Annotated in this window: 2 protein-coding genes; one reads left to right on the plus strand and one right to left on the minus strand. The window is 35.9% G+C overall.

The window, feature by feature from the left end:
• Positions 1-13 precede the first annotated feature (13 nt).
• Positions 14-5,971: a T9SS type A sorting domain-containing protein gene (locus ENL20_04470; protein ID HHE37809.1), complete on the plus strand. Its 5,958-nt coding sequence runs from the start codon at positions 14-16 to the stop codon at positions 5,969-5,971.
• Positions 5,972-6,085: 114 nt separating this feature from the next.
• On the opposite strand, the gene ENL20_04475 is transcribed toward ENL20_04470, so the two are convergent.
• On the minus strand, positions 6,086-7,126 hold a 1,041-nt coding region (locus ENL20_04475), incomplete at its 5' end, for a tetratricopeptide repeat protein (GenBank protein ID HHE37810.1).

The raw sequence follows: 7,126 nt of genomic DNA on the forward strand, positions 1-7,126 counted from the left end.
AACGAATTTTACTTTGTTCATAGTTATTGCTTTATTCCCGGTTTTATCAGCAACTATCTGGCAGGTGCCGGAAGGTCCGCCAACGATCCAGGATGGAATTAATGCTGCTGCTGATTCAGACACGGTATTAGTAGCGGAGGGAACTTATTATGAAAATATCGATTTTAACGGCAAAGCGATCACTGTTGCCAGCCATTTCCTGATGGACGGAGATGAATCTCATATAGAAAATACAATTATTAACGGCAGCGAATGGGATTATCCAAATAAATCTGTCGTCTATTTTACTTCCGAAGAAGATACAACATCCGTTTTATGCGGATTTACACTGACAGAAGGTGCCGGAACAGTATTATACAATGGTGATTATTACTATAGTATCGCCGGTGGAATCAATATCGACAGTTCATCACCAACTATAATCAATAATCGTATTATGGGAAATGATGCATTATATGGTGCTGGAATATATTGCAATAATTCAAATGCTTATCTGGAAAATATAATGATCGTAAATAATAATGGTTCAACACTTTTTGATTGCGACAGCGGCGGAGGTGGAATTTATCTATCAGACTCCGATCCAATCTTTATTAATGTGACGATTTCAGATAATTCCATTACCCACAATGGTGGCGGAATATTTCTATTAAATTCAAATCCAATTCTTATTGATGTAACAGTATCGAACAATTCAGCAGAAGGATATGGCGGTGGAATTTATTTCTCCAATTCTTATCCCCAATTTGATCCGGAAAACAGGTGCAATATCTATAATAACTCAAACTTGTCCGGCAGAGGAGCAGGAACCGATCTTTATGCTATCGACTGCAATACAATCGATGTAATCGTTGATACTTTCACGGTTATGATCCCGACAGATTATTTTGCTTCTCCTGTCGATAATTTTACTTTCGACATTCAAAATGGAATTGAAGAACTGATCGATGCTGATCTTTATGTTTCTCCGGATGGAGATAATTCCAATTCCGGCTTAACTCCGGAAGAATCTCTGAAAACAATCTATTATGCCATAACTCACATTTTTACAGACAGCCAGGATCCTAAAACTATCTATCTTGCTCCCGGAACTTACGGACCTTCTTCCAACGAAGAACAATTTCCTTTGTATTGGTCCAGTTATGTAAACCTGGAGGGTGCAGGTCTTGAGTATACGATATTAGATGCTGATAGTTTAAGTAGAATTTTTAACTTCTTTGATATAAATAATGTAACTGTAAAAAATTTATCGATCATTAACGGAGATTCAAGAGCAAACCGTAGTGTAGTACCTGGAGGCGGAATTTTCTGCCTTGATTCGGATTTTACTATGGAAAATTTGGGTATTATTAATAATATTTCTTCCTATGGTGGAGGTATATATTGTGTGAGTTCAAACCTAACAATTCAGAATTCACTGATCTCCGGAAATTATGTGTCAAATAATCGTCGGGGAGGTGGAATATATTCCTGCGATAATTCCAGCCTGATCATCCAGAATAGTATATTTCAAAATAATTATGCCCATGGCGGAGGTGGTTTATATTGCGAAAATACAACTCTAAATTGTCAATCTGTTACATTCATTGGAAATAATGCTGAATCTGGTGGAGGTTTAGAACTCGATTCTGGAGTTGATGCAAATCTAAACGCTTCATTTATTATTAATAATACAGCGAGTGGATCCGGAGGTGGAATGCTTCTTGATTCGGAATGTGAAGTTGGTCTGCAGAATGTTACAATTCATAGCAATACTGCTGCATCTGGTGGAGGAATAAAATCCGAAACCGGAAATATAACTTTCAATTCTGAAAATCGCTGTGATATTTATGACAACTCAAGTGAAGGATATGGAAAAGATCTTGTTTTCTCTGAAAATATCAATGTGATCGTCGATACCTTTTCAGTTCTTTATCCATCCAATTATTATGCCTTTCCCAGCAATTTATTCAATTTTGATATTCAAAATGGATATTTTCCTCAAGTTGATTCCGATCTTTATATTTCCCCGGAAGGAGATAATGAAAATGACGGACTTACACCTGAAACTCCATTAAGAACAGTTTTTCATGCTCTCTCAAAAATTATTGCGGACAGTCTCAATGAAAAAACAATCTACCTGCTTCCCGGTTTATACAATGATGTTGAACCTTTCCCAATCCTGGCTTCCAGTTATGTTTCTTTAATTGGAGATGAACCGGAAAATACAATAATCGAACCTTTATCTGGTGAAATAGCCATCTCTTATCAATATGTCGAGGACAGTTCTCTTAAGCATTTGTCTGTTATAAATTGCGGAGGAATAGATATTAGTTCTTCTTCCATTTATGTCAGTGATGTTAATATCTCTGATAACCATAAAAATCAGGGAGGAGGTATTAAATGTGTCGATTCATCAATGATATTAGAATCATCTGATATCACTAATAATACAGCAACCGGGTATTATGTGTCTCGTGGAGGAGGTCTTTATTTCTCTGATAGCGAAATCAAAATGAACGATGTTTTAATTGAAAACAATTCTGCCAGTTATGGTTCAGGAATTTATATTGGAGGAAATGAAGGTGAATACACAATATACAATTCGACGATTACCGGAAATTCAGATGAGGGAATTTACTGCGCTGGCTCCAATTCAGTTTTTGACGAGGTTGTAATTTCAGAAAATTCCACTATCGGGATAAATTGTCACGCCAACGCAATTATCCGAAATTCAAGCATAATCAACAATGGTGGATGTGGTGTCAGCTGTAATGAGGCAAGTCCGGAAATAGAAAACACTCTAATTTCCAATAATTCCGGAGGAGGAATCTATTGTATTGATAACTCTTCACCTGTATTGGATAATGTTACCATTTCCGGTAACTCCGGAAACGAAGGTGGGGGAATATATTGTATCGATTCCAATCCTGTTCTGGAAAATACTACAATCACCAATAATTATGCTACAGAAAATGGAGGTGCAATTTACTTTTATAATTCCCAGCCAAGTTTATCGAATGTAACAATTTCCGGTAATTCTGCTTTTCAAGGCGGCGGAATCTATTTTGATAATTCAGTTCCAATATTCAGCAGTGAAAATCGCTGTAATATCTATCTGAATACTGCTTCACAATCCGGTTATGATCTGTATAGAGCAAACGGTCCTTATATCGATGTAATTGTCGATACTTTTACAGTTTTGCAGCCGGATGATAGTTTTGCACATCCTCTGGTCTCTTTCACATTTGATATTTTACACGGAAAAATAGAGCAGGTTAGTCAGGACCTTTATGTAAACTCGACCGGTTCAGATGATAACACTGGTTTATCTCCGGATGATCCTCTGCAGACAATTTCCTGTGCTTTGTTGATGATCATCGCAGATGAATCAAATCAGCATTCAATCTATATAGAAAATGGAACTTATTCACCATCGCTAACCGGAGAAACATTCCCTCTCAACTGTAAAAGTTATGTTTCTCTAATTGGAGAAGATGAAGAAACTACCATTATTGACGGAGAAGGATCAGGGCAGATTTTTTACTGCTTTCAGGACAGTGTTTTTTCCATAGAAAATCTGACGATTACAAATGGTAATGATGGTGGAATAAGATGTTACAGCAATTCCAGTCCACACCTGGAAAATGTTACAATCATAAATAATATAACTACTTCCGATTATTTTCATGGAGGAGGAGTTTATTGTGAATATTCCAGTCCAAGTTTGAACAATGTGTTGATCTCTAACAATACTGCTTCAGGATATCGTTCCAGAGGTGGAGGAATTGCCTGCACCAACAATTCTAATCCGGTTATCCAAAATGTTACGATCTCAAATAATTCAGCCAGCAGTGACGGTAATTATGCAAATGGCGGCGGGATTTACTGCGAAGGATCTGATCCAAGTTTAATAAATGTTACTCTATCCGGAAATGGAGCTGGAAATAACGGTGGTGGAATATATTTAGCGCACTCCAATCCGAATTCTGAAAATATTGTAATTAATGACAACAATGCAGCGGTGAATGGTGGCGGGATTTTTTGTGAAGATTCTGAACCGGTTTTAATCGAGCTTGTAATGTTGGGAAATTCTGCTGGTAACAATGGCGGAGCAATGTATTGTATTGACTCTAACCTTGAACTCGACAATATGGAAATTTCAAGTAATAATGCTGGTAATGATGGTGGAGGAATTTTCAATGATGATTCTAACCTGACTTTGACTAATTCTAAATTACTTAATAATTCTTCATTCGGTGATGGAGGAGCGCTATATTTCGATTATAACACCCATCCAATTTTAACAAATGTTTTAATGTCGGGAAATTCGGCTGGTTACAATGGAGGAGCGATTTATACTATTTCCTTTCCGGTTTTAATGAATACAACTATTACAGGAAATTCAGCATATGATGGAGGTGCAATTTATAGCCCCGGATATCAATGTCCTACAATAATAAACAGCATCTTATGGAGTAATGATCCTAATGAAATAACAGGCAGTTATGAAATACATTTTTCAGATGTTCAGGGTTGCGAAGGAAGCGGATCAAATTATGATGTTGATCCCTTATTTGTCGATCCGGAAAATGGAGATTATCATCTCTCCGATTTGAGTCCTCTCATCAATGCGGGAGCAATGGAGTTTGGAGAATGGACAGCACCGGAATTTGATATCGAAGGTAATCTCAGACCAAATCCAATCGGTTCAATGCCCGATCTCGGTGCTTTTGAAAGTCCGCTTGGAGAAGCCCAGAACACAGAGGTTTATATATCAGTAAACGGTTCTGACGAAACCGGTGACGGAACTTTGGAAAATCCTTATGCTACTATTCAATATGGTTTAAGCACGGTTTATAACAGATGGAAGGTTCTGGTTATGCCCGGAGAATATTTTGAAAATCTTAATTTCAACGGAAGAAATGCTACTGTTCAATCTGTGGAGGGATTTGAAAATACGATCATCAATGGTAATCAGTCAGGTAGCGTTGTTACTTTTATGAATAATGAAACTTTCGAGGCTGTTCTCGATGGTTTTACGATCAAAAACGGATACAATGAAACTGGTGGCGGAATTAATTGTTTCAATTCCCAACCTTCTCTGAAAAATCTTCTCATTATAGAAAACGAAGCCATCAGCGGAGCAGGAATCTGCTGTATGAATTCGGATATCCTGATGCAGAATGTAGTGATTGCAGATAATATTTCCTCAAATGTCAGCGGTGGAATACACTGCCTGAATTCTGATCCGATCTTAACGAATGTAACAATTTCAAACAATTCGTCCGAACAGGGTGGAGGAATTTATTGTATGTATGATGCCGATCCTGTCTTAACAAACTGCATTTTATGGAATAATTCACCGCAGGAAATCATTTTTTATGAAAATAGCAATCCTAATTCGATCACAATTTCCTATTCCGAGATTCAAGGTGGAGAAGCAGGAATCGATATTAACAATAATGGCATTGTGAACTGGCTGGAAGGAAATATCGAGACTGATCCTTTATTCATTTTTGAAGGAGAATTTCCATTTTCCTTGTTAGATGAATCTCCCTGCATCGATGCGGGAACTCCGGAAGCAGACAGTTTGAACCTGCCGGAATTTGATCTTGCTGGAAATCCGCGCATTTACGGAGACAGGATCGATATGGGAGCTTATGAATATAACGGTGTTTTAACAGAAGAAGATTTGCTGCCGGTTCTAACATCACTTCGGAATAATTATCCCAATCCTTTCAACCGCTCAACAACGATCAGTTTCAGCATCGAACAAAACAAACAAGACGAACAAGTTGAACTAATCATTTATAATTTGAAAGGACAAAAAGTGAAGACATTTAATATTGAAAATTGTATATTGAATATTAACTCGGTTGAATGGAATGGGAAAGATGACAAGGGAAAAACAGTTTCTTCCGGAATTTATTTCTATAGATTGAAAGCAGGTGATTTTGATAAGACGAAGAAGATGATAATGTTAAGATAACATCGGAATGTTCAACATGTTGATCTTCCGATTGTTTGATCAATTATAAATCCAACACTCTGAAGATCCCGAAATCTTTCGGGAACATTCAGAGGTTGGTTAACTTCCGAAGTTTTACGAAACTTCGGAAGTTAGTCTTTCCAGTTCTTCGTATCTGTCTTTGAAAGTGATATTAGGAGTTTTTTTGTAAAGACATTTATATAATTCGATTGCTTTTTTTCTACAAATTTCTGTTTTCTTTTTGTCTTTCAGCTCAAAATACATCAATGCTAATTCGTAGTTCAGTTCAGCAATATGATTATCCTCTTTAGATTCTTTAAGCATTTTTTCAAGAGGTTCTATACCTGCTTCTATCTTATCTCTCTCAGAAATGTTAAAATTGATTTTTGCTTTTAAGATATTTCCTTTAAAAAGGATTGTTTTATTTTTCATTTTTTGCGAAATATGAATACAATCATCAATTAGTTTTCTGGCTGCTTCAAGAGAATTCAGTTTATAAAGACATTGAACTTTGCCAAATAGATGACTAGGAATTTTAGGTTTAAGATTATGTCCTAAATCGTTTGATAATGCTTTTTCGAAATACTCAAAAGCTTTTTCATAATAACCTTGATTTAAATATACTTCACCAATATTACTCATTGTTGTTGAATGCATATTTTTATCATTAAGTTCTTTGTTTAATTTTAAAATTTGTTGAAAGTTAATTATGGCTTTTTTATATTCTCCCTTAACTTTATAAATATTAGCCATTTCTCCCAAAGCCATTGCTGTATCTCTCTTATTTTCATGTTTTTTGCTGAATTTAAGAAATTTCTGATAGCATTTCATAGCTTCGTCAAAGTTGCCTTGTTCTTCGTGAACAGATCCAATATTATTTGTTGCTTTCGAGATTCCATGAATATCATTATATTTTTTACAAAGTTTTAAGTCTTTTTCATAGTATTCTTTTGCCTTTGCATGATTAGCCATATCAAAATAAACATTTCCTATCATCAGTAAAGCTATCATTTCTCCTTGTTTGTTTCCCAATTCTTTGCTGATTTTAAGAAGTTTATTAAAACAATCTAGAGCCATTTGTAAATCACCTTGATGTTTATAAATATGTCCCATATTCCCGATAGAATAAGAAATACCTAATTTGTTACCTAATTC

Source organism: Candidatus Cloacimonadota bacterium (genome assembly GCA_011372345.1).
In the GTDB taxonomy this organism is placed as follows: domain Bacteria; phylum Cloacimonadota; class Cloacimonadia; order Cloacimonadales; family TCS61; genus DRTC01.